We start from the raw sequence: 24,574 nt of genomic DNA on the forward strand, positions 1-24,574 counted from the left end.
GATGACCACGGTGCAGGCAAAGAGGTCGTCGATTTCAGTCCATCGCCGATACCGGCCCGTTTCGATCTTCTCGGCGACGGATTCGATGGTCTTATGCCGTGCTGAGAACGCGAATCCTTCGCTTATACAGAAGCTGAAAACTGTTTGCGTCACCCGCTTGTCAAGTTCGGCCACGTACGGAGCCACATCGTCGAATAGCCGACGTACGTGCATAGGAATTATCATTGTGTATCAACGCTCTTGAAGTTGCCGAGTAAGACGGCAGTCATGGTCTCGATTCGGTGTTTCCTGTTAAATCCCAGGTTCGAGGCGGACCGAGCGGCTTCGTAGTATTTCTTCGCCTGAGTACTGGTCGTACGTCGATCCTCATCATCAACAACTTCCAAGAAGGCCAAGAGTCTCTGGATCGCAGCCGGCGTTGAAGGCATTTTATTCTCGCGTTGCAAGTCATCTATAGCTCCAAAGAGAGAATAGAAGTCTGATTGATTGCGAAGACGAGATGATTTAATGGGATTTCCATCGGGATGATCGATGATTTTCACTATTTCGTAGGTGACTTTTCTGAACCGCTCTTCGTAGATCTCCTGCCCCTCCCACGCTTCGTCACGATCGGTAAAAGCCGTGTCCAGTTCAATTACCGAATAACCTTTGGGCCCTTCTTCCAGGAGTAGTAGAAGATTGGCGACGAATTCAACGTCCTTCATTTGGTTGCGCGAGGATGGTGTAATCCTGGGGAAATCCGATGAGACCAGAGAAAGCCACTCGGTCAACTTCTCCGCAGTCGAGATGAATGCTCCGTCAAAACGGGCATGTCGAAGCTCCTGCGGGGTCAGCTTCGCGACATTGCGATTAATGCGGTCGAAGATACTGTTGATAGCATTCTCATCCGAGGTGGGGAGGTACTCGACGCTGAACTGATAACTCCAGAATTTGACCTTGACTTCGTCCGCGAGTTCCCTGAAATACTTGCCTCGCAGAGCGGTCAGCTCAGCCCTCTCGCCGACGGGGAACCGGTCTTGGACGAAATCGAAGATGGTTACAAGACGCTGCTTACCATCGACAACAGAATGCTTTGTCTTCCCGCTGGGATCGACCTCGGAGAAAAGGAAGATCGCCGGAGCCGGGTATTCGAGCAACAAAGTATCAATAAAGTAAGCCTTATAGACACTATTCCAGACACTCTTCCTTTGATAGGGAGGATCAAGATCCAGCAGACCCCGTTGATATAGATCCCAAAACCAGGAGATCGTTTGCGGACTATGTCGTGCCTGGGCCATAGGGGATTCCTTGGAGAGCCCGAAGGGAACATGAAGGCCGAACGGGACAAAGCTATCGGCCCAGGGACTTTGGAGAGCCCGAAGGCGACATAGCTTTTGGCCACAGGGATTTACGCAGTCCGGATGATACCAAGACTAGGATCACGACGCACTAATCAACCCGGGTAACCCACCTAGAATGACATTGGCCGCGGAGTGCCCGAGAGCGCTTTCAGCTCCGTTTTCGGCTGTCTACATCAAGCGAAGAGAACCGGAAAACGGAGGACCGAAAAACGGCAACCGAAAAAAAGGACTCCCCACGATATTGCCGCGACCCGCGAAGTCCAGGTAATGATCTTGGTTAAGTATGACCCGTCTCTTTTGCCGATCAAGGCCATCGTGGTCTGGGCCCTGAATTCCGCGTCTACCGCTCGACGTGGCGCGGTCACTCTTCCCGACCGGCTCATACTCATCCTGGCTGGCTGCGGCATCATCGAGGGCGTTTCGGCGACCCAGGTCAATCGAGGACGTCCGCGACGGAGACCTCTCCGAGCGCGACGCCGTCGAGAGCAAAAGGTACGGTATCACGATCCCATGAGCCGTCGGCGCATCGGGGCCTCCGGCCGGCGAATAAACCTCGACGCGCGATTCCGCCACGTTCACAACCCACACGATCGGGACGCCCGCTTCCAGGTCGAAGGGGACCTTCAGCCGACGATCTCGGCAGAGCGTGGTGTCGGCCACCTCGATGGCCAGGGCCAGCTCGTCAATCCTTGGGTTCCTGCGGCGATACCGGGGCTTCCACGATCCCCGGGCCACCAGGACGTCCGGGACGAGGACGGAGTCGGCCGCTTCGACGGTGACCTCGCGACCCACGAACCAGGCATGAGAGGGGATCATCGCCTTGAGAGACTCTTCGGCGTTGATCGCAACGTCCCTGTTAGGCGCTTCCTCGATGCTCGTGGCAACCAGTTGGCCTCCGATCAACTCGACCATGCCCAGGTCCTCGAAGAGTCCGGCGTCGATGGCTCGCCCGTACCTCTGGGGTGTCCAGGTCATCGTCGATTCGAGCATCTCAACGCTGGCCATCCGATCCTCCTTCCTGGCGAGGGGCCGGGAAAGGTCACGACTCGGGAAGGCGCCCCGGGAGCAGGTCGGCGACGGGGATCCGGGTGATGAACCGGGCGTCGAGGACGAGCTCAACCGTGTCACCCTCGTCGAGGAGTACGGGAGCCGCCTCCGATCGATGGACTTCGAGACGGTGCTGGACGAGGTTCAGGAGCCAGCACTCGGGAACACCGCCGGCCAGGTAGAGCTCCATGCGACGGCGATCGTCCGCGAGGGAGCTGTCGGCGATCTCGACGACCAGGCCGACGGATGCGGGGCCCGGCTTGGCGGTCATGAAATCGGCGGGACGGCCCCGGACCAGCGCGACGTCCGGCTCGGGCATGCTCTTGCGGTCCGGGAGGGCGATCGGCTTCTCCGTCCACACGAACCACGGCAGATCCGCACGAAATAGCGCCCCGGACAGGATGTGCTGCACCTGGGCCGCCGCAACGCAATGGCGGTTTCCCTTCGTCATCTTGCCGACGATCCTTCCCTCGATCAGCTCCACCGGCGCCCGCTCGTCGATCACGCCGGATTCGATCAGGTCCTCGTATTCCGCCACCGTCATGCGGCGCGGAGGGGTCGGGGATCGTGTTGCCGGGGCCGGGTTCAGGGTGGTCATCGCGCCTTTTCCCTCCTCCGATTCGGGCCTTTCGCGGCCCATCCCGAGCATACGCATGAACAGGCAACGAGGCAAGGCCGGGGCCGGGCCTCGCGAGGTGACCAGGGCGGGGAATTCGGGCTTCGTACTCTCACCGTTGTGACCCGGAAGATTTCTGCCACAGCTTGCGGCAGAATTCGCCCGTCAAGTCCTCCAACAACTTGTTGGAGGGGGGAGCCGCTCAGATCTCGCACAGCTTGTGTGAGACTTACAACCTCTTCTGCATAAGCCAGATAGAACGATCGCATGCGCCAAAGATTGCTGCCGGAGAACCCCGATTCGCCGGGGAACTCCTTCTGGAGATCCGCCGCCAGGCGATCGACGACGGACTTGCCCCAGCCCTCGGCCTTCTGGCGCTCCACGATCGTTCGGCCGATGTCCCAGTAGAGCCCGATCAGCTCCCGGTTGACGGCCAGGGCCGCCTTGACCTGGGCGGTCCGGATGCGGGCCTTCAGGTCATCCAGGAGCGCCGGGTACGAGGCCGTCGGCGAGCCGGTTTCGGCAGCCGGCACGCGGCGCGTTGCCGGGCGTTTCGTCGGGCGGGCCGGCTTCGGCTCCGCGGTCCTGGCGTCGGACGCCTTCTTTCGAGCCATCTCCTGGGCCCTCGATGGTCCCGTGGGACTCGTCCCCGCCTGCGATGCCTTGAGCGACGGGGGGCCGGCTGCATCGCAATCCCGACCCGTGAGTTGGGTGGATTCCTTATCGGGAAGTCTAATACTGAACAGACGACGACGCAAGGATAGGGTGCCATGAGCCTCGCGGACGGCGTTCTTGGTTCGGCTTTCCTTGGAGCGTGAAGTCCCGTCACGGGGGAAACTGCGGCACACGGATTGCCGTCGGTTGGGCCTGCCCCCGAGGTTTCTGTCACGAAATCGCCTTCGGTCGTGCCTGTCCATCCCCCCCAGACGTCTAGGTCAAGCGGTTGGCCCTCGTGTATGGTAGGGGGGAAATCGCGGGGTGCCCATCGGGACTCTGCAACCTCTCGCTCGCAAGAAAGCCGCTGGAGTGCTTTCCCGGACGCATCATCGAATGCGCCGAGGAAGGCCGGGGCGGGGCGGCTTGCGGACCCGGCAGCTCCCGGATTTACCTCTTCTGAGACTCACGCGGAGTGATCCCCATGTCCACGTCCCTGCGTCGAAACGCCAGGCCGATGGTCCGCGCCGCTCGCCCTCGCATGGAATCGCTGGAGGCGCGATGGGTCATGGACGGGTCGGCGAGCCCGAGTGCGACCGTCGTCGGCAACGTGCTGATGATCGCGGGGACGCCGAGGGCGGACCTGATCCGGGTGCTGCCGACGGAGAGCGTGGGGACGGTCCGGGTCGTGGTCAACGGGAGACAGCTCGGGCGGTACGGGCCGGTCGCCGAGATCGACATCAACGGCGGGGCGGGAGGGGACGTCATCACGGTGGATCCGCGGATCACCCTTCGAACGCGGATCGACGGGCAGGCGGGGAATGACCGACTGCAGGGGGGTTCCGGGGCCAACGCCCTCGTCGGCGGGGACGGGTTCGACACGCTGGTCGGGACGTCGGGCCGCGACACGTTCGACGGCGGCCCCGGGGGGGCGCGGCAGGTCTTCCTGAAGACGCTGGGGACTCTCCAGGTCGGCCCGTCGGCCTCGGGGGCGGGGCTCCGGCGGCTGACCGGGGCGTACTCGGTCCAGCGGCTCCAGGTCGGGGGGCCGGCGGTCGTCGGCGCGGCGGACCTTCGCAACGCGCGGATCGTCGGGCTGCTGAAGGGGAGCTATGACGCCGGCCAGACGATCTCCCTCGCCAACGCGACCCAGGCCGATGCCAACACGCTGGCGGACCTGCTCGGCGACCCGAGGCCGGTCGTCTTCTCCGGCGGGCTCGCGAAGGTCGACCTGGTCTCGTTCCGGAAGGTCAGCCAGGACGGCCAGCAGGTCTACAGCATCGACGTCATGGCACCGGTCCAGGGCGCCAGGCTCAAGCCGGGCCAGCGGGCGGCCGGGGCGAAGGCCCTCAAGCAGGGGGACCGCCTGCACCTGGCGACCGTCTTCACGCCCACGCCGAAGGCCTCGACGGTGACGCTCACGGACGCGAACAACAACCTCATCCAGCTCGCCAAGGCGTACCAGTCGAGCACCCTCCAGTCGAACCAGCACGGCGACAACATCCAGGTCGTCAACCTCGCCTACGCCGCCCGGTCGTTCCAGAACCAACTGGACATCTACTACGTTTCCCAGGAGATCGACAGCTTCATCGCCGCGCCGGCGATCGGCCAGGCCGGCAACCCGCCGTTCCCCCCGTATGTCTACGCCGCCTGGGGGAATGGAGTGACCAACACGCTCACGGGGCTCACCCCCTCGACCACGACCCCGGTGCTGACGCTCTCTCCCAGCCCGCAGACGACCGAGACCGCCTCCACGGTGACCAGCGGCGTGAGCTTCTCGATCGGGGGGAGCGTCGGGTTCAACCAGGCGCAGGGGGGCATCGCGGGACTCAGCCTCGGCCTGACGATCTCCAATTCCACCACCAAGACGGTCCCGCCGATGACGGTCACCTACAGCGGAGATCCCGCCACCAGCGAAACCAAGTGGTCGTACGTCATCGGCCACGAGAATCTGCCGCAGCCGAGCCAGACTCTGAGCTTCGTGACCGGCTGGATCTGGGAAGTGCCGACCGGGAACTATGCCCAGAACCCGACCGCCCTGACGTTCGACAGCGGCGCCGGCCTGGGCTACAACAACCCGCTCACCACCAACTCGCCGACGTTCGGGTCGCTGTGGACCGTGAGCGCGAGCATGACGTCCTCGATCCCGCTCCCGTTCGGCACTAACTTCACGCTCGCGAAACCGCAGGTGACGAGCGTGAGCCCGACGACCGTCAGGCCGGGCGAGTCCTTCACGATCGAGGGCGTCGGCCTGTACGCCCCGCTCCTCAGCGCCGTCCTGATCGGCGGGCAGCAGGTGGCTTCGGCCAACTACACGGTCCTCAGCGACACCCAGATCCAGGTCATCGCGCCGAACACGCCGGGCGTGGATCTCTCGGTGAGCGTCCAGACCTCCCAGGGGCAATCCAACACCGACCAGACGATCACGATCGCCAACGCCCCCACGATCAGCGTCACGGGGCAGGCCGTTTCCGCCGTGGCCGGCCAGGCGTTCGCCAATCAGGTCGTGGCCACCTTCACCTCGTCCAACCCAAGCCTGCCGGCGGGCGTCTACGGGGCGACGATCAACTGGGGCGACGGCAGCGGCACGTCGGCCGGCACGATCACGTCCACCGGGTCGGGGACCTTCAGCATCCAGGGGGGCCACACGTATGCGACCGCCGGGTCGTACCCCATCTCGATCACCGTCAACGGCCCCGAGAGCTCGCAGGGGTCGGCCAGCAGCACCGCCAACGTGACGGCCCAGAACAACACGGGCGGCCCGCAAAACCTGACGTCCCAGGCGATCTCCGCCACGGTCAATCAGGCGTTCACCAACCTGACCGTGGCGACCTTCACGGACACCGATCCCGGCGTGAGCCCGAGCGATTTCACCGCATCCATCGACTGGGGTGACGGCATCAAGACGCCGATCACCACGGTCAACACCGGCGGTTCGCAGTCCTTCATCGTCCTGGGCACCCACACGTACGTCGCCGCCGGCAACTACACGTTCACCGTCGAGGTCACCGACACCAGCAACCGCAAGGCCACGACCACCGGCACCGCCACCGTGACCGCGTGATCCGTGGCCCCTCAACACCTGGCCGCGCCAGGCCGATCGCCGGTCGGAGCCCGCCGATAGGACAGGGCCCCGACCGTGCGCGATCTCGCCTCAACCGACTCGACGGGGTTTCCTCCGCTTCCTCTCCTCGGTGCCTCCGTGGTTCGTCCCTTCTTCCGGTCGCCGGTCGGTGACCCGTGCTACGACGACGTCTTCAGGAGGTCCTGCAACGCATAAACCTTCAGCGTCCCATGCCGCAGCCGCTCCATGGCGGCGACGGCGGCGCGGGCGCCGGCCAGGGTGGTGATGCAGGGGACACCGTGGCTCACGGCGGAGGCACGGATCCGGCCCTCGTCGGTCCTCGCCCCCTTGCCGCTGGGGGTATTCACGATCAGGTCGATGGAGCCGTTGGCGAGGTGGTCCAGCAGGTTGGGGCGGCCCTCGCGGATCTTGCGGACGGCTTCGATCTGGATCTCGTGCGCGGCGAGGGCCTCGACGGTGCCGCTGGTGCCCAGCAGCCGGAAGCCCAGGGCGGCGAGCTTGCGGGCGATCGGGACCACGGCCTGGCGGTCGCGGCGGGCGACGCTCACGAACACGGTGCCGCTGGCGGGGAGCTTGCTCATGGCCGCGAGCTGGCTCTTGGCGAAGGCGCTGGCGAAGTCGGTGTCGATGCCCATCACCTCGCCGGTGGACCGCATCTCGGGGCCGAGCACGATGTCCACGCCGGGGAACTTGGCGAAGGGGAAGACGGCCTCCTTCACCGAGACGTAATTCGGGACCGGCTCCTCGCCGATGCCCTGGTCCTCGAGCGACCGGCCCATCATCACCCGGGAGGCGGCCTGGGCCAGGTTCAGGCCGGTGGCCTTGGAGACGAACGGCACCGTGCGGGACGCCCGCGGGTTCACCTCCAGGACGTAGATCTCGCCATCCTTGACGGCGAACTGGATGTTCATGAGTCCCTTCACGGACAGGGCCTGGGCCAGGGCGTAGGTCTGGTCCTTGAGGCCCTGCACGATCGCCGGGGGGAGGGAGAAGGGGGGGATGGCGCAGGCGCTGTCGCCGGAGTGGATCCCGGCCTCCTCGATGTGCTCCATCACGCCGCCGACGATGGTGCGGACCCCGTCGCAGACGGCGTCGACGTCGACCTCGATCGCGTCCTCGAGGAACTTGTCGATCAGGATCGGGTGCTCGGGGCTGGCCTCGACGGCCTCGGTCATGTAGCGGTCCAGGCTCGGCTCGTCGTAGACGATCTCCATCGCCCGGCCCCCCAGCACGAAGCTCGGCCGGACCACCACGGGGTAGCCGATCCGCTCGGCGATCCGGCGGGCCTCGTCGTTCCGGGTGGCCGAGGCGTTGGGCGTCTGCTTGAGGCCCAGCTTCTCGATCACCAGGCGGAACCGCTCGCGGTCCTCGGCCAGGTCGATGCTCTCCGGGCTGGTGCCGACGATCGGCACGCCGGCCGCCTCGAGCGCCCGCGCCAGGTTCAGCGGGGTCTGGCCGCCGAACTGGACGATCACGCCGGTGGGGCCGATCCGGTCGCAGATGTTGAGGACGTCCTCGACCGTCAGGGGTTCGAAGAAGAGGCTGTCGGAGGTGTCGTAGTCGGTGCTGACGGTCTCCGGGTTGGAGTTGACCATGACGACCTCGTAGCCGTCGGCCTTGAGGGCGAACGCGGCCTGGCAGCAGCAGTAGTCGAACTCGATCCCCTGGCCGATCCGGTTCGGCCCGCCCCCCAGGATCATCGCCCGGGGCTTGTCGCCGACCCGGGCCTCGTCCTCCTGCTCGTAGGTCGAGTAATAGTACGGCGTCACGGCCTCGAACTCGGCCGCGCACGTGTCCACGAGCTTGTACACGGCGCGGATGCCGCGGCGGAGGCGGTCGGCCCGGACCTGGGTCTCGGTGGTCTCCCAGAGGGTGGAGAGCTGGCGGTCGGAGAAGCCGTTCTGCTTGGCCAGGCGGATCAGGTCGTCGGGGGCCTCCTCGATCGACCGGACCGCGCGGAGCGAGTGCTCGACGGCGATCAGCTCCTCGATGTTGGCGAGGAACCAGGGGTCGATGTGGGTGACCTCGTGGATCTCCTCGACCGTCATCCCGGCGAGCATCGCATAGCGGATGTACCAGATCCGCTCGGTGTTCGGGATGCTGAGCTTGGAGCGGATCTCGTCGATGCTGGGCTGGCGGGGCGTCCCCCACAGGTCCTTCTTGTCGCAGCCGAGGCCGAACCGGCCGACCTCGAGGCCGCGGAGGGCCTTCTGCAGCGACTCCTTGAAGGTCCGGCCGATGGCCATGACTTCGCCGACGGACTTCATCTGGGTGGTCAGGACGGGGTCGGCGTCGGGGAACTTCTCGAACGCCCACCGCGGGACCTTGGTGACGACGTAATCGATCGTCGGCTCGAAGCAGGCGGGGGTCTCGCGGGTGATGTCGTTGCGGATCTCGTCGAGGCGGAAGCCCACCGCGAGCTTGGCGGCGATCTTGGCGATCGGGAAGCCGGTCGCCTTGCTCGCCAGGGCGCTGGAGCGGCTGACCCGGGGGTTCATCTCGATCACGATCATCCGGCCGTCGGCCGGGTTGATGGCGAACTGGACGTTGGAGCCGCCGGTCTCGACGCCGATCTTGCGGAGGATGGCGAGCGAGGCGTCGCGCATCCGCTGGTATTCCTTGTCGGTGAGCGTCTGGGCGGGGGCGACGGTGATGCTGTCGCCGGTGTGGATGCCCATGGGGTCGAAGTTCTCGATGGAGCAGATGATGACGGCGTTGTCGGCGCCGTCGCGCATCACCTCCATCTCGTACTCCTTCCAGCCGATCACCGATTCCTCGATCAGGGTGGAGTGCACCGGGGAGAGCTCGAGCGCATAGGTGACCATGCGGTCGAACTCCTCGCGGTTATAGGCGATGCCGCCGCCGGATCCCCCCAGGGTGAAGCTCGGGCGGAGGACGCAGGGCAGGCCGATCTCGTCGCGGATGGCGCGGGCCTCGTCCAGGGTGTGGGCCATCCGGCTGCGGGCGCTCTCGAGGCCGATCTCCTCCATGGCCTGCTTGAACAGGGCGCGGTCCTCGGCCGTGCGGATGGCCTGCGCGGTGGCGCCGATGAGCTTGCAGTCGTACTTCGCGAGGATGCCGCTCTCTTCCAGCTCCATGCCGACGTTCAGGCCGGTCTGGCCGCCCAGGGTGGGCAAGACGGCGTCGGGGCGCTCGACGGCGAGGATCTGCTCGATGTGCTCCGGCGTGATCGGCTCGATGTACGTCCGGTCGGCCATCTCGGGGTCGGTCATGATGGTCGCCGGGTTGGAGTTCACCAGGACCACCTCGAAGCCCTCCTCCCGGAGCGCCTTGCACGCCTGGGTGCCCGAGTAGTCGAACTCGCACGCCTGGCCGATGACGATCGGCCCGGCGCCGATGATCAGGATCTTGTGGATGTCGGTACGCTTGGGCACGGTAGGTCGTTCTCGCTCTGGCTGGCCCGCGGCCCGGATTCCGATCCGCGGTCGACTGGCGCGCAACGGGCCGCGCTCGCGGAGGGCAATTTCCTGGTGACCCCCGTACGGCGCGGCCCGGAAAATTTCCCGATCATAGCACCATCACGACGCCCGCCACAAGGGCGGGACGCGCGGGCGGCGCCCGTCGCCGGCCTCCCTTCGGCCTCGATGCGGCCCCCCTCGTCGAGTTGACGTCACCCTGGTAAGACGATATCTTACGCGAATGAGAACGCGCGTCTCCTCCAAGGGCCAGATCGTCCTCCCCGCCGAGATCCGCGAGCAGGATGGCATCGCGCCGGGGCAGCAGTTCGAGGTCGAGCGGCTCCGGGCGGGCGAGTACTTGCTGCGGCGGTCTCCCGGGCCGGGCGAGCCCGGGCTCGTGGGATGGCTCCGCGCCTGCCCGGCGGAGGGGTGGTTCCGCGAGATCCCCTCGGGGTCGACGGACGAGCTCGACGGATTGCCTCGCGAGTGAGAGCCCGTCGCCGAGGGAATCGCCGGGGGATTGAGGGAAACGGGGACTGGCTCCGAGTCTTCGAGGTGCCCGTCCCCCTTTCCCGGGCCCGGTGTGACCGGGGGGGCCTCTGAGCGATGACATACCTCGTCGATGCCAACGTGCTGAGCGAGGCGACCAGGCAAATGCCCGAGGCGACGGTCCTGCGATGGCTGGAGTCGCACGAGGCCGAGCTCGCCGTCAATCCGATCATCCTGGGCGAGCTGCGCTACGGGATCTTGCTGCTCCCCTCCGGCCGGAAGCGGGCCCGCCTGCTGGAGTGGTTCGAGGCCGGTGCCGCCCATCTCCCGGTCCTCGACCTCGACGCCGAGACCGCTCGGGTCTGGGCCGCGCTCCTCGCCGGGCTGCGACGAAAAGGCCGTGTCATGCCGCTGAAAGACAGCCTCATCGCCGCGACCGCGCGGCAACATGACCTCATCGTCGCCACCCGAAACACCGCCGACTTCGCCCACGCCGGCATCCGGCTCGTCGATCCGTTCCAGGCGTGAGGTTTCTCTTCGGAATGGAGGCGAAGCGATGAGCGACACTCGAACCGCCAGGGCCGTCCTGATCGCGGCTGTACCGGGATTTCTGTTCCTCTCGACGGCCGCCCTGGCCGACGGGCCGGCTTCTCCCGAGCCGAGGGTGATCGCGCCGCCGGAGTCGTTCTTCCGGCTCGTGGACGAGGGCGACCGCGAGGCGGCCCGGGGGTTCTACCGCAAGTACCTGGACATCGAGGGGATGCCCGTCGCGGCGGCGGGCGTGGTGGACGACCGGGCCCTGATCCGGACGCGGGAGATCGTCACGCGGATGCTGGCCGGCCGGCCCGATGTCGTCAAGGCGATGGCCGACCGCGGGATGTACCTGATCATCATCGGCAAGGACCAGGTCTACACCGACATGCCTGAGAACCGCAAGGCTCCCGACCCGGCGTACCTCAACGAGCGGGTCCGCGGCACCGGCGGCCGGCCCACCAGCTTCGGCGAGGAGAACCTGCTCTGCCTGCCGCAGGACCGCTACGACGACGAGAGCATCGCCGTCCATGAGTTCGCCCACACGATCGACGGCATCCTCGGCCGGCTCGAGCCCGACTGGCGGAATCGGCTGGACGCCACCTATCGCGCGGCCGTGGCGCGGGGGCTCTATCGCGACGCCTACGCCGGCAGCAACCCGGGCGAGTACTGGGGCGAGATCGTCCAGTCGTACTTCGACTGCAACCGCGTCAACAACTGGAACCACGGGCCGGTCGGCGGCCGCGAGCAGCTCCTGGCGTACGACCCGGAAGGCTACCGGCTCGTCCAGAAGGCGCTCCGGCTCAGCCCGGCGCAGGACTGGCGGTACGCGTGGCTCCAGCGATTGCCGAACGTCGCGCCGCCCCCGCCGGCCCTGAAGCTGCCGGCCTACTACGCGAAGCTCACCCTGGCCCGGGGCTTCCCCGTGATCGGCCGCGAGGCCGGGGACGCGGCGCTGCTGCGGGCGAATGACGACATCCGCAAGATGTTCGCCTACCGCCACGACATCCTCAAGGCGCTGATCGACGAGGGCCTCCGCCTCGTCGTCCTGGGCCCGAGGGAGTCGATCGCCGACCTCCCCGAGTGGAAGGAGCTGGCGGGCAGGGCCGACGCCGAGGGGATCGACCCGCTGGCCCGATACCTCGGCTACGCCCCGGGGCGAACGCTGATGGTCGTCGCGGAGGAGAACGTCATGGGGGACCCCTCGGCGCCGATGGTGGGGGCGGACCAGGTGGTCCGCGCCTTCGCCGGGGCGATCCACCTGGGCACGGGCAGGCGCCCGCCGAAGCCGGCCGTGAAGCCGGATCCTCGCACCGTCCAGCAGTACGAGCTCCGGGTCCAGCGGATGGACTCCCGCTTCGACGATCGCCTGAAGGAGCTGTTCGAGGCCGCTTCGGCCGCGAAAAAGTGGCGGGGGACCGCCGGATCCCGCGACCGGGAGGCCTACTGGACCGACGGGGTCCTCGCCTACTTCGACGCCCAGGGCCAGGCCGCGGCCCCCGAGGACGCCGACGCCCCGATCGCCACCCGGGAGGCCCTCCGCGGCTATGATCCGGGCCTGTTCGACCTGGTCCAGGCGACCATGGCCTACCGCGGCAAGGTCGACTGGCGGCTCCCCCGGACGCGGTGAGGCCGGCGACCCGCCTTCGCCGGGAAACCCCTGTGGATCCCGCCTCCGCGAGCCCGCGCCTCCGGGCTTTCCCGCTGGACCGGCGGGCGTTTTCGGGTAGACTACCTGAAGGGGACCGATGGGAACAAACGTACCTGGTCAAGCGGCTCCCGGAGCCGAGAGCATCATGAGCGCGACCTCCCGGCCGACGACGGCCCGCAAGAAGGTCGTCTATCCCGACAGCGACGGTCGGCGGATGGCGGACAACACCCGGCAGTTCCAGTGGATCGTCACCATCAAGGAAGGGCTCGAGATCCTCTTCCGCGATCGGCCCGACGTCTTCGTCGCCGGCGACCTCCTCTGGTATGCACGGGAAGGCGATCCCAGGGTCCGCATGGCCCCCGACGCCATGGTCGTCTTCGGCCGCCCCAAGGGCTACCGCGGCTCGTACATGCAGTGGGCCGAGGACGGCCTCGCCCCCCAGGTCGTCTTCGAGGTCCATTCGCCCGGCAACCGCCGCGCCGGGATCCAGCGGAAGTTCGACTTCTACCAGGACCACGGCGTCGAGGAGTATTACTACTACAATCCCGACAAGGGGACGCTCACGGGCTGGCGACGGGTGCAGGGCGGGCTCCGGCCCATCCCCGACATGAACGGCTACGTCAGCCCGCGGCTGGGAATCCGCTTCGAGCCCGGCAAGGGCCCGGACTCGCTGACGATCCGCGACCCCGACGGCCAGCCCTTCCTCACCGCGGTCGAGAACGCCGTCCTTCGCCAGAAGGCTGTCCAACTCGCCGAGGCCGCCGAACGCAAGGTACAGTCCGCCGAGCAGATCGCCGAGGCCGAACGCCAGAAGGCCGAGGCCGCCGAACGAAAGGTACAGTCCGCCGAGCAGATCGCCGAGGCCGAACGCCAGAAGGCCGAGGCCGCCGAACGCAAGGCCGAACGCCTGGCGGCGAAGCTCCGCGAGCTGGGCATCGAGCCCGAGTGATCCGACGCCGACGGGATCGAGGCGAGGCACCCGGACGACTCGTGCCCGCGATGCCGGGATTCCACCACCGCGGAATTTCCCTCCCCAAACCGACCCCGGATCTGGTATTTTTCATGGTCCGATCCATGATGCATCGGCATGCATGTGAATTGCACGCAGGGACGCCCCCCCGCATCCGCCGCATCGTCCCGCTTTACCGAACGGATCCGATCTCCTGCGAGGAAGTCAGAGGGAGTCATGGGCCAAGAGCGCGATCTCCTGTTCGGGGTCCTGGCGTTCCAGAAGGGCCTGATCGACGCGGATCAGCTCGCGGCGACCTGCGCGATGGACGGCAACGGCGATGGCGTCGAGAAGCTGGCGGACCGGCTGGTGGGCCGGGAATGCCTGACGATGGACCAGCGGGCGGAGCTCGACCGCGAGGTGGACCGGGAGGTCCAGACCTGCGGCGGCGACCCGATGGCGACCCTGGCGCAGTCGCTGGACGGCCGCAGCCTGGCCGTGCTGGGCGACCTGCCCGGCCTGGCGGCGACGATCGGCGCCAGCCTGACGGCCTGCCACATCCCGGCCCGGGGCAAGGGGGCGGGGGCGGGGGCCGGGGACGGGGCCGACGGCGATGGGCCGGCCGAGAATCCCTACCCGGTGCGATTCGGCTCGCTGGGCGCGGCGGACGAGCCGAAGAGCCACGACCGGTACGCGCGGAGCAGCCTGTACGCCAAGGGGGGCATGGGGCAGGTCTGGCTGGCCCACGACCCCTCGCTGGGGCGGGAGATCGCGCTCAAGGAGCTGCGCCCCGACCAGGCCGATAACTCGTCGGTGACCTCGCGGTTCCTGACCGAGGCCCGGGTGACCGCGCAGCTCGAGCACCCGGGCATCGTCCCGGTCTACGAGCTCGGCGGCGGCGAGGTCCCGTATTACACCATGCGGTTCATCAAGGGGGGGACGCTCAGCCAGGCCACCCGCGAGTACCACAAGGCCCGGGCCGCCGGCCAGGCGGATCCCCTCGCCCTGGTCAAGCTGCTGGGCGCCTTCGTGGGGGTCTGCCACGCGATCGCCTACGCCCACTCCAAGGGCTTCATCCACCGCGACCTGAAGGGCCAGAACGTCGTCCTGGGTGACTTCGGCGAGGTCATCGTCCTGGACTGGGGGCTCGCCAAGAGCGTCGGCCCCGACCGGAAGCCCGGGGCCGCCGCCGCGCCGGTCGACGGGCTTCGCAACGGCCACGCCGGCTCCAACGGCCACGTCGACTCCAACGGCCACGTCGACTCCAACGGCCACGGCGCGCTGACCGCGGCCATGGTCGGGGACCTGACGCTGCCGCCGGAAGACGACGCGACGCTGCCGCCGGCCGGCACGGCCGTGCAGTCCGGCGACGGGTTCCACGTCTTCCCCGCCCCCTCGGTGGACGCCACCCAGTGCGGCCAGATCCTGGGGACGCCCGCCTACATGGCCCCGGAGCAGGCCGAAGGCCGGCACGACCGGACCGGCCGCTGGACCGACGTGTACGGCCTGGGGGCGATCCTCTACGAGATCCTCACCGGCCAGCCCCCCTTCCACGCCCGGACCACCAGCGAGCTGCTCCGCAAGGTCCGCATGGATCCGCCGCCGTCGCCCCGCAAGATCCACTCGGGCGTCTCCCCGGCGCTGGAGGCCGTCTGCCTGAAGGCGATGTCCAAGGATCCGGCGGACCGCTACGGCTCGGCCACGGACCTCGCCCAGGAGGTCCAGCGGTTCCTCGCCGACGAGCCGGTCAAGGCGTTCGAGGAGCCGTGGTCCCGCCGGGCCGCCCGCTGGGCCCGCAAGCATCGGACCCTCGTCGGCAGCGCCGCGGCGCTGCTCGCCACCGGGACCGTCGCCCTGGGGATCAGCACCGTGCTGATCTCCCGCGAGCGGACCGAGGTGGTGGAGAAGGAGAAGGTCGCCCGCACCGCCATCAACGACATGTACGTCGGCTTCACCTGGATGGAAGACCGGCTGGACCCGACGATGCAGGAGAGCATGGAGAAGGCGCTGGCCTTCTACGAGAACCTCACGGCCCAGGCCGCCAAGGACCCGGCGGTCCGCCTGGAGCACGGCCAGGCCCATCAGCGGATGGGGGAGATCCGCCGCAAGCTCGGCCAGGTCCCGGAGGCGGAGGCCAGCTTCAAGAAGTCGCTGGCCCTGCTCGAGCCGCTGGCCGCCGCCGCGGAGAAGGAGAAGGCCGCCAACGCCCCGGAGATCCGCCGCGTCCTGGCCGCCACCCGGACCCGCCTGGGCGACATGTACTTCCGCGACAACCGCGGCGACGAGGCCGAGGCCCTCTTCCGCCAGGTCGAGGACGCGATGACCCCGGTCGTCGCCGCGGAGGCGAACGCCGGCCCCGGCGCCAACGCCGACGCCGACGCCGAGGCCGCCACCAACGACCGGTGGACGCTCGCCCAGGCGCTCCGCAGCCGGGGGCTGCTGCTCCGCCGCAAGGGGGAGCCGAAGCTCGCCCGGGCCGCCCTGGAGACGGCGTGCGGCCTGCTCGAGCGGGTCTCCGCGGCCCTGCCCAGGAACCCGGAGGCACGCTACGACCTGGCCCAGGCGAGCGACTACCTCGGCCGCGTCACGTATGACCTCGGCGACATGGCCGCGTACGAGAAGGGCTGCCGGCGGGCCTATTCGCTGCTCGACGCGCTGATCGACGCCTCGCCGACGGTGCCCCGATACCGCGAGGCGATGTCCCACGCCTGCAACGACCTCGGCCAGGTGGAGCGGGTCGCCGGCAAGCCGGCCGAGTGCGAGACGTACTGGCGGCGGCAGCTCAAGGAGGCGGAGCGGCTGGCCCAGGACTATCCCGACCGCCCGGAGTACCGCCGGCTCCTCGCCGGCGGCTGCTCCAACCTGGGGGGCATCCTCGCGGAGCAGGAGCAGTTCGCCGAGGCCGAGCCGATCCTCGGCCGCGGGATCGCGGAGAACACGGCGCTCCTGAAGGCCTTCCCCGACGACCGCGAGGTGCGCTACGACCTGGGGACCTGCCAATTCAACCTCGGCTACCTCCTGTATCACACGGGGCGGCCCGAGGCCGCCCTGGTCGCCCTCGATCGGGCCCGCGAGCTCGAGCAAACCCTGGCCGACCGCGAGCCGGCCACCCCGCGCTATCCCCGCCTGCTCGCCATGATCGCCCGCAATCGGGCGGACTGCCTGGAGGCCCTGAGCAAGCCGGGCGCCGACGGGGCCATCGCCGCGGCCGTCGCCCTCATGGACAAGCTCTGTGCGGCGCACCCGGAGGTCGTCCACTACCAGATCGAGCACGCGCGATACCTCAACCGGATGGCGGACATCGAGGCCCTGGCGAAGCGGAATGACCGGGCCGAGGCCTGCTACACCCGGGCCCTCGCGGCCCTGGACGCCGCCGAGGCCGCCGGCCGCAAGCACCCGGATGGGGACCTCCGGACCGCGAGGCTGGAGAAGGCCATGACGCTGAGCAACCGGTCCGTGTTCCGAGATGACGCCGACATGCCCGGCGCCGAGGAGTCGATCCGCGACGCCGTCAAGATCGCCGGCGAGCTCGCCTCCGGCCCCGGCCCCGGCTCCGCCGCCGAGCGGCAGTTCCTGGCGGTCGCCCGCAACAACCTCGGCGAGCAGCTCCAGAAGGCCGGCAGGACCGAGGACGCCCTGGCCGAGTTCCGCGCCTCGGCCGAGGCCCTCGCCACGATGGTCGCCGCCTCGCCGGCGACGATCACGAGCCGCCACTACCTGGGCCACGTCCTGGACCAGCAGGGCCGGGCCCTGGCGAAGGCGAAGCGGCCCGACGAGGCCCGCAAGTCGTTGGCGGAGTCCGTCGCCATGCACCGGGAGGTGGTCAAGCAGACCAAGGGCAAGCTGCCGGCCTATCGCGAGGCGTTCGCCTCCGCGCTCAAGGACCAGGCCGACGCCTCGCTGGCCGCCGGCGACTACGCGACCGCCATCGCCGCCGCGGTGGAGCTCCCGAAGGCCGCCGCCGAGCCCGCCCGCGGCCACCTCGACGCCGCCCTCCTGCTGGCCCGCTGCGCCGTCCAGCTCCAGGCCGACCCGAAGGTCGACGCCCCCCGCAAGGACGAGCTTGGCCGCGACTGCCTGGGCCGCACCGTCGTCCAGCTCCGCGAGGCCCTGGACCTCGACCCCAAGCTCGCGACGGCCCTCCAGTCCGATCCCGCGATCAAGGACCTCCTGGGCCGTCCCGCCTTCCGCACCCTGTTCGACAGCATGATCAAGGTGGGGATCGTCCGCTGACCGACCGGGCGAGGGCGGCCTCGCCTCCCTGGCAAACACGAGGGGATCGCCATGAGCAAAGACAACGTGATCCTCGCCCGGCGGTGGTTCGAGGAGGTCTGGAACCAGCGTCGCACGGACCACATCGACGAGTTCGTGACCGACCAGAGCATCTGCCACTCCGAGTCGGGGCCGCTGCGGAGCAAGCAGGAGTTCAAGGAGCGCGTCCATGACGTGCTCCTGTCGGCCTTCCCCGACCTGACCGTGACCGTCGAGGGGACGGTGGCCGAGGGAGACGCGGTCGTCGTCCGCTGGTCCGTCCGGGGGACTCACCTGGGCGACGGCCTGGGGTTCCCGGCGACCGGCAAGGAGGTCGACTTCCGGGGCATGTCCTGGCTCGCGTTCGCCGACGGCAAGGTGCTCGAGTCCTGGGACAGTTGGAACCAGGGCGGGCTCATGCAGACGCTCTGCCCGCCGGGCCCGTCGCCATCGCGAGAGGACAGCCCCGGCGAGGGTTGCCGGCTCGACGACATGCGGAAGGTCGGGAGTGGGGGGACGCCGGCGACCAGCTCGTCCTGAGGGATCGATCCCCGCGGGCCCCCGGCGCCCCCAGCTCGCACGCCCCCCGGGCCTTCGGCCGCCTCGCAGGACCGAACCGCCGGTCGATCCCGCGTCGTTGCCCGCGCCGGCCGGGCGGGGCGGGCCGCCCCGGCAGGCGATCGTTGGCCCGCGCTCCCTCGGGGTTGTACACTCATCGACGGCGACGGGCCGATCGGCGACGGGTGGTCGGCGGGGTCGCGGCGGGGGAGGGCACGCCCCGCCCCCTGGACGCGCCCGGGCGGCGGCATCGCGGGCTCCTCATGACGCCTCCCGTCGTCCTGAGCCGCACCCGGCCGGGCCGGCCGGGCGGGCGGGGGCGTGCGAGCCCCAGGACCAAACACGAACACCCTGGAGCCGGGAATGGACCTTTCGAGGCTGTACTTCGTGGTCGGTCCCCTTCGGACCGGATCTTCCTTGATGTCGCGGTGCCTCGACGACCATCCCTCGTCGATCTGCCTCTGCGAGTCGGAGATCAATCGGGCCCTCTTCCGGGATTACTTCCTGAAGCTCCACGCCGATCGCATGGTCATCCATGGTTTCAGCCTCGAGGAGGTGGTCAGGTACGTGGACAGGAGGAAGCAGGACAGCCCCGACGACTTCCTCCGATGGTTCGCCGACATCTGGCCCCGAGCGACCCAGATCTACGGGAAGCCTGACGCGCTCATCCTGGGGGACAAGAGCCCCGACTTCTTTCGCAGCCCGGAGCTCATCCGGCACCTGGTCTCGCACTGCCGGTTGATCTACACGGTCCGCGACCCCCGCGCCATCTTCCGCAGCATCGACGTCCAGACCGATGCCTCGCCGGCGGAGAAGGAGGAACGCTGGGGATTCCTGATCCAGAACTACCTCGCCTGGAGGCCGCATCTGGACAGCCCCAACCTCCTGACCGTGCGCTACGAGGACCTCGTCGGTTCGCACGAGACGACGATGACGGCCGTCTATGCCCACCTCGGCCTGCCGTATTCGCCGAGATACCTCGAATCGTTCGGCAGGGCGTTCCCCCGCCGCTTCCTCTGGACGACGGCCATCGACTGGGAGACCGGCATCCGCAAGGACTTCGACCCCGGCCGGGCCTCCTCCTGGCGGCGGGAGCTGAATGCGGAGCAGCTCGATCGGGCCCGGTCCGATCCCGCGGTCCGCGATTTCATGGATCGATTCGGTTATGAATATTAAATCCATTTAACGGAGATCGCGGACCGGCCGCGAGCCCCGCGACCGCCGCGGGGGATGCCCCCGGCCGGGAGTCGGAATCCGCGCCCTCGGGTCGGTCCGAGACGGCGGCGGCGGCCCGCCGGCAGGGGCCCGGCGCCCGGCAGGGGCCGCGGTCGATCCGGATAAGTCTCGATGGACAAATGACTTACGCCGCGCACCACGGAGGCCGGCGGGAGGGCCGCATCGATGCGGCATCCAGGGATCGCTGACGGCCACGCTCCGTGGATGGACGCCCGCGAAGCCCGCCGCCCGCCCCGTTAACTCTTATTAATATATGCAGAAACACCGTACTTTGATCTTGTCGGCGGCGCTCCGAGCTCCGTAGTGTTGGATGCTCATAGCAGAAAAGCGGCTTGCTCAAGGTGCCTGGACCGGGGAGATGGCGCGATGCTCCGTCGTATCAAGACCTTCTTGCGTGAGCACGACATCGTGTCTACCCGTCGTACTCGCAGGCGATTCGCCCCGGCCGTCTCCGCGAGCGAGCTGGAGAATCGGCTGCAGCTCACCGCCTCGGGCGTCAAGGGCCTGGTCCAGGCCGCCCAGCCGGCGCTGGTCGAGGGCCTCGTCAGGCCGGCGGCGACCCTGGAGACCTCGCCCGCGGGCCTGCTCGTGACGTCCGAGTATCGAGCGATCCTCCTCCGCGCTCCGCAGCAAGCCGAGCTGAGTCGCTGGGTTTCTCGTTTACGGCAGGGCCTCCCTCCGAGTGCGCTGAGCCGCGTGCTCCTGAAATCGCCCGAGCGTCAGCAACTCCTCGCGAGCCTCGGCGTCAACATCAAGGGCACTCCCCGCGCCTTCGTCGATTCCCTGTACGTCAACGTCCTGAAGCAGCAACCGGACAGTCAAGGCGAGGCGCGCTGGATCCAGCGCGTACGGAGTGGATTTCCCCGGCAGCAGGTCGTCCAGAGCTTCTTCAACGCGTCGGGCATAAGCCGAGAAACACCGACTCCGACACCGACTCCGACTCCGACTCCGACTCCAACACCGACGCCCACTCCGACGCCGACGCCCACGCCGACTCCGACTCCAACGCCCACGCCTACGCCAATACCGACTCCGACGCCGACTCCAACACCGACACCGACGCCGACGCCGACTCCTACGCCTACGCCTACACCGACTCCAACACCGACGCCGACTCCAACACCGACACCGACGCCGACGCCGACTCCTACGCCTACGCCTACGCCAACACCGACTCCGACGCCTACTCCGACTCCGACTCCTACTCCGACTCCGACTCCAACACCGACTCCGACTCCGACTCCAACACCGACGCCCACGCCCACTCCGACGCCGACGCCCACGCCGACTCCGACTCCAACGCCCACGCCGACTCCGACTCCAACACCGACACCCACGCCGACTCCGACTCCAACACCGACGCCGACTCCAACACCGACGCCTACTCCTACTCCTACTCCTACTCCGACTCCGACTCCGACTCCGACTCCGACTCCGACTCCGACTCCGACTCCGACTCCGACTCCGACTCCGACTCCGACTCCGACTCCGACTCCGACTCCGACTCCGACTCCAACACCGACACCCACGCCGACTCCTACGCCTACTCCGACTCCGACTCCGACTCCGACTCCAACACCGACACCCACGCCGACTCCAACACCGACGCCGACTCCGACACCGACACCGACACCGACTCCGACTCCGACTCCGACTCCGACTCCGACTCCAACACCGACTCCGACTCCGACTCCAACACCGACGCCCACGCCCACGCCCACGCCGACTCCAACACCTACGCCTACTCCTACGCCTACGCCTACGCCTACTCCAACACCGACACCGACGCCGACTCCTACGCCTACGCCTACTCCTACGCCAACGCCGACGCCAACACCGACTCCGACTCCGACTCCAACACCGACGCCCACGCCTACTCCTACGCCAACGCCGACGCCCACGCCTACTCCTACGCCTACGCCAACACCGACGCCCACGCCTACTCCAACACCGACGCCTACACCGACTCCAACACCTACGCCTACTCCTACGCCTACGCCTACGCCTACGCCTACTCCAACACCGACACCGACGCCGACGCCCACGCCTACTCCAACACCGACTCCGACTCCAACACCGACGCCCACGCCGACTCCGACTCCGACTCCGACTCCGACTCCGACTCCGACTCCGACTCCAACACCGACGCCGACTCCTACTCCGACTCCAACACCTGGCTGACAGTTTGATGCGGGCCCGGAGATCGACCTATCGGGGATCCGCCGCATGGCGGCTTGTCCCCTCTGTGAGAGTCGTCGGCCGCCTTCCCGCCTCTGAGGAATGGAGACCGGTCACTGGTCATGGAGGGGGCGTCGCTTACGCGGCGGATTCTTGGTCCGCCGAACCATCGATGGTCGGAGCGTGACACCTCACATGAAATCCAAGCGACCGCAAGCCAGCGGGCGAAACGTCCTGAAGCGTCTCAGCCGTCGCCAGGGGGCCGCCATCCGCAGAGCCCCCGATCCGCCGATCGAAGCTCGGCCGGGTCGCGATGGGGATGGGCCGCGTCTCGCGGTCGACATCTTTCAGCTCGTGGATGACTCGCTGCTGAAGGCGAACCGCGACGATGGCAGCGGGTGGGAATGGTGCTGGGCGGACCTCCAACGAGACTGGATGGACGCGACCCCGAGCCGCCACGCCTATCGTTGCCTCCCGCTGACGATTGCCAACCAGACCGGCTGGTGGATCCGGAACCCCGTGGGCTTCTCCGCAGTCTGGGGCGGACGCCCGACCCCGGGGGACATCGCCATCGAATTCGACGCGGCCGGGGACGTGTGGAAGGATCTGATCAACAACCAGTTCGGCGAGGGGATCCTCACCTGGAACACCCCCTTCCTGTTCCGCACGAGGCCGGAGGGCTCTCGGCTGCTGATCTGCGGGCCGGCGAACTACTTCCTCCGCAACGCCCACCCGCTGACCGCCATCATCGAGAGCGACTGGATGGCCATGTCGTTCACGATGAACTGGAAGATCATGGACCCCGGCGTACCGGCGCGTTTCGACGCCGGCATCCCCCTGTTCCAGGCGATCCCCTTGCTCGGCAACGTCTGCGCGAACCTTGAAACGGCTTCAGTCACGTACCGCAAGCTGGCCGACGACCCGGATATGAGCCGGGCCTACAACGAATGGCGCCTCTCCCGCTCGCATTTCCACGGCCAGAAGGCCAGGGGAGAGGTCAAGGGGGACGCCTGGCAGAAGGACTACTTCCACGGCCGCGACATCTCGGGCCGCGAGGCGGCGACCGCGCACAGCACCAAGGTCCGCCCCCCGGTCGTGCACTACGCGGGCTCGGCTTCTCCGTCCCGGCCCAGCCGCGGCGACGCCCCCGTGTTCCCGGAGAGCGAACAGCCCATGCCGACGAGCCCGCAGCCTCCGACGTCCGACCCGCGACCGCAATGCCCGGCCGGCGAGGCGACGCATCCCGACGCATCCCTCATCGAGCCGGCGGCGGGCCGGGCACCCGGGGGCGACGCGGGCGGCCGAGGGCACGCCCGGTCGATGCGGAACGGACGGCACGGGACGGGGCTCGTGGACGACGAGTGGCGCCGATGGATCGCCGAGAATCTCCTCCTCGACGAGCCGCGCGAGAGGATCGTGGGGGCGATGGTCTCCCGCGGGATCGAGGGGCCGGAGGCCGAGCGCGAGGTCGATGCCGCCCTGCGGAGCCCCTACATCCGGGGCTCCGAGCGCCTCCGCGATCGGCTCCGGAAGCGAGACTGGCTGCTGGCCTGCTACCGCAAGCTCAACCGCCTGCATCCAGCCTCCGGCGAGGTCGAACGCCGGGACAAACTGCCCCGCTCGGAGTTCCTTGAAGCGTATTACAGCACGAACCGGCCCGTCATCATCACCGGCATGATGGACGACTGGCCCGCCATGCAAAGATGGTCCCTCGACTCCTTCGCCGAACGATTCGGCGACCGCCCGATCGAGGTGCAAGCCGGGCGCGACGCGGGCGACAACTACGAGACCGAGCGCGAGAAGTTCGCCCGGGAGATGCCGTTCGCGGAATTCATCGAGAAGGTCCGCACCGCGGGCGTCACGAACGACTTCTATCTGACGGCCAACAACAACACGAACAACAAGGCGGTCCTCGCCGAGCTCTGGGACGACATCGGCCAGCTCCCCGAGTACCTCGACGGCCGGGACCGCATGGCCGGCTTCTTCTGGTTCGGCCCGACCGGGACGATCACGCCGTTCCACCACGACCTGACGAACAACCTCATGGCGCAGGTCGTCGGCCGGAAGCGCGTGAAGATCGCGCCGTCGTGGGACATGCCCCTGATGGCGAACGACTTCCACGTCTTCTCCCGGCGGGACGGCCGCGTCCTGGCGCACGCCCCGCGGCCCGACCAGCTCGAGCCCCAGGTCCTGGAGTGCACGCTCAACCCGGGCGAGATCCTGTTCCTTCCCATCGGCTGCCTCCACTTCGTCGAGGGCCTCGACATCTCGGTCACGATGTCGTTCACCAATTTCCTGTTCGACAACGATTTCTCGAGCTTCTATTCGACGTATCGCGGCGTGTGACGAGGTCCCGCTCCCGGGCCGCGCCGCGGTCGGCGCGGCCGCGGAGGCCTCCCGCCGCCGCCCCCCCCTCGGCTGGAGCCGCCGATGAGCCACCCTCCCCGGTCGCCGGAAGTCGATCGGGCCATCCCGGGCCCGGATCCGGCGCCGCATCCGCGGTCCTTCCTCCGATCCGTCCTCGTGGGCCTGATCTCGATCGCGTGCCCTGTTCGCGCCGACGGGGAGCC

The 24,574-nt window shown here is 68.1% G+C and carries 16 protein-coding genes and 1 pseudogene; 10 read left to right on the forward strand and 7 right to left on the reverse strand.

The features are described 5' to 3' along the window. Positions 1-221: 221 nt before the first annotated feature. From G6O54_RS32865 to G6O54_RS39080, 4 genes are all read right to left on the reverse strand, one after another. Positions 222-1,277 carry a DUF262 domain-containing protein gene (locus G6O54_RS32865; RefSeq protein WP_165233757.1) on the reverse strand — a complete coding sequence of 352 codons (1,056 nt, stop codon included), beginning with the start codon at positions 1,275-1,277 and terminating at the stop codon, positions 222-224. 231 nt (positions 1,278-1,508) lie between these two features. Beyond that, positions 1,509-2,345 (reverse strand): Uma2 family endonuclease, encoded by an 837-nt coding sequence (locus G6O54_RS32870; protein ID WP_165233760.1) that lies wholly within the window; start codon positions 2,343-2,345, stop codon positions 1,509-1,511. A 34-nt stretch (positions 2,346-2,379) separates the two neighbouring features. Continuing rightward, positions 2,380-2,985, reverse strand: coding sequence for a Uma2 family endonuclease (locus G6O54_RS32875; RefSeq protein ID WP_165233763.1), 606 nt, complete (start codon positions 2,983-2,985; stop codon positions 2,380-2,382). Next, on the reverse strand, positions 2,982-3,920 hold the full coding sequence (locus G6O54_RS39080; RefSeq protein WP_439650297.1) for a DUF1016 N-terminal domain-containing protein: 939 nt from the start codon (positions 3,918-3,920) through the stop codon (positions 2,982-2,984). The genes G6O54_RS32875 and G6O54_RS39080 overlap by 4 nt, the downstream gene beginning before the upstream one ends. 221 nt (positions 3,921-4,141) lie before the next feature. Here G6O54_RS39080 and G6O54_RS32885 point away from each other — a divergent pair, with 221 nt between their 5' ends. After that, complete coding sequence (locus G6O54_RS32885; protein ID WP_165233769.1) at positions 4,142-6,721, forward strand: calcium-binding protein; 2,580 nt, start codon at positions 4,142-4,144, stop codon at positions 6,719-6,721. Positions 6,722-6,900: 179 nt separating this feature from the next. Here the strand turns inward: G6O54_RS32885 and carB are convergent, their stop codons facing one another. After that, complete coding sequence (gene carB, locus G6O54_RS32890; protein WP_165233789.1) at positions 6,901-10,137, reverse strand: carbamoyl-phosphate synthase large subunit; 3,237 nt, start codon at positions 10,135-10,137, stop codon at positions 6,901-6,903. 265 nt (positions 10,138-10,402) lie between these two features. On the opposite strand from carB, the gene G6O54_RS32895 reads away from it, so the two are divergent. The 8 genes and pseudogenes from G6O54_RS32895 to G6O54_RS38990 all read left to right on the forward strand — a co-directional run. Then, positions 10,403-10,651 carry an AbrB/MazE/SpoVT family DNA-binding domain-containing protein gene (locus G6O54_RS32895; protein ID WP_165233792.1) on the forward strand — a complete coding sequence of 83 codons (249 nt, stop codon included), beginning with the start codon at positions 10,403-10,405 and terminating at the stop codon, positions 10,649-10,651. Positions 10,652-10,767: 116 nt separating this feature from the next. Then, complete coding sequence (locus G6O54_RS32900; protein WP_165233795.1) at positions 10,768-11,178, forward strand: PIN domain-containing protein; 411 nt, start codon at positions 10,768-10,770, stop codon at positions 11,176-11,178. Positions 11,179-11,206: 28 nt separating this feature from the next. Next, the gene (locus G6O54_RS32905) at positions 11,207-12,811 is read left to right on the forward strand and encodes a hypothetical protein (protein WP_165233798.1); all 1,605 of its coding nucleotides are present in this window, start codon (positions 11,207-11,209) and stop codon (positions 12,809-12,811) included. 166 nt (positions 12,812-12,977) lie between these two features. Then, positions 12,978-13,781 carry a Uma2 family endonuclease gene (locus tag G6O54_RS32910; RefSeq protein WP_165233801.1) on the forward strand — a complete coding sequence of 268 codons (804 nt, stop codon included), beginning with the start codon at positions 12,978-12,980 and terminating at the stop codon, positions 13,779-13,781. 237 nt (positions 13,782-14,018) lie between these two features. Beyond that, positions 14,019-18,014 (forward strand): serine/threonine-protein kinase, encoded by a 3,996-nt coding sequence (locus G6O54_RS32915; protein WP_165233804.1) that lies wholly within the window; start codon positions 14,019-14,021, stop codon positions 18,012-18,014. A 51-nt stretch (positions 18,015-18,065) separates the two neighbouring features. Next, positions 18,066-18,572 (forward strand): ester cyclase, encoded by a 507-nt coding sequence (locus G6O54_RS32920; RefSeq protein ID WP_165233807.1) that lies wholly within the window; start codon positions 18,066-18,068, stop codon positions 18,570-18,572. Between the two features lie 381 nt (positions 18,573-18,953). Further along, positions 18,954-19,766: a sulfotransferase family protein gene (locus tag G6O54_RS32925; RefSeq protein WP_256369021.1), complete on the forward strand. Its 813-nt coding sequence runs from the start codon at positions 18,954-18,956 to the stop codon at positions 19,764-19,766. 426 nt (positions 19,767-20,192) lie between these two features. Continuing rightward, positions 20,193-20,711, forward strand: a pseudogene (locus G6O54_RS38990) (DUF4214 domain-containing protein); the annotation flags it as partial. Positions 20,712-21,027: 316 nt separating this feature from the next. Here G6O54_RS38990 and G6O54_RS38610 read toward each other — a convergent pair. After that, the gene (locus G6O54_RS38610; RefSeq protein ID WP_205679111.1) at positions 21,028-21,201 is read right to left on the reverse strand and encodes a hypothetical protein; all 174 of its coding nucleotides are present in this window, start codon (positions 21,199-21,201) and stop codon (positions 21,028-21,030) included. 168 nt (positions 21,202-21,369) lie between these two features. Further along, entirely contained in the window at positions 21,370-21,561 is a 192-nt protein-coding gene (locus G6O54_RS38615) for a hypothetical protein (RefSeq protein ID WP_205679112.1), read from the reverse strand. Between the two features lie 638 nt (positions 21,562-22,199). On the opposite strand from G6O54_RS38615, the gene G6O54_RS38245 reads away from it, so the two are divergent. Continuing rightward, positions 22,200-24,350: a DUF6065 family protein gene (locus G6O54_RS38245; RefSeq protein ID WP_250847199.1), complete on the forward strand. Its 2,151-nt coding sequence runs from the start codon at positions 22,200-22,202 to the stop codon at positions 24,348-24,350. The last annotated feature ends 224 nt before the right edge of the window (positions 24,351-24,574 follow it).

This window comes from Aquisphaera insulae, from assembly GCF_011064615.1.
Lineage (GTDB): Bacteria > Planctomycetota > Planctomycetia > Isosphaerales > Isosphaeraceae > Aquisphaera > Aquisphaera insulae.